Source organism: Empedobacter sp. GD03739 (assembly GCF_029843245.1).
GTDB lineage: Bacteria > Bacteroidota > Bacteroidia > Flavobacteriales > Weeksellaceae > Empedobacter > Empedobacter falsenii_B.
Map to the genome: position 1 here is coordinate 1 of NZ_JAOCHX010000126.1, position 518 is coordinate 518.

Here is a 518-nt window from a genome sequence, read left to right on the forward strand (position 1 = left end):
ATCAAGTGGTAAATTATCAGAAAGGTCTAATATTTTTAGATTTACAATTTGCGCATTTAAACAAATCGTAAACAATGTAAATAAGTAAAATATCTTCTTCATAAATCGATTATTTAAAACTTCTACGAATGTCCATTTTCTCATTCACCGATTTGTTGAATTCAGGAAAAGGTTTTAAACTATAATCATTCACAATTATACTAAAATTCATGTCTAAATCGGTTTTTTCATTTTCTTTTTCATAAGTCACATTCCAAATTGCAGAAGTTTCCTTCAAAACCCAATTCCCTTTATGAGGACGATATTTATAAAAAACTTTTCCTTCACGCAAAAAATTATTGGGAGAAACTTCTTTATCACGATTATAAGATATTAAAGAAAATTCTATCACTGCAAATGTTTTCTTATCAATAATTAAATAATAATCAGTTGAACTCGTTTTCAAGTGAATTTCATAAACAAAAGAATCAGCATATTTTGTTATAGTTAAATTATTTTCTAATAAAGACTTATCATTC

Annotated in this window: 1 protein-coding gene; it reads right to left on the reverse strand. The window is 25.3% G+C overall.

Annotated features, from left to right (window positions below; all coding sequences use genetic code 11):
• Window positions 1-109: 109 nt before the first annotated feature.
• Window positions 110-518 (reverse strand): hypothetical protein (locus tag N5E64_RS15720; protein WP_280038335.1); only part of this gene is annotated, 409 nt, incomplete at its 5' end.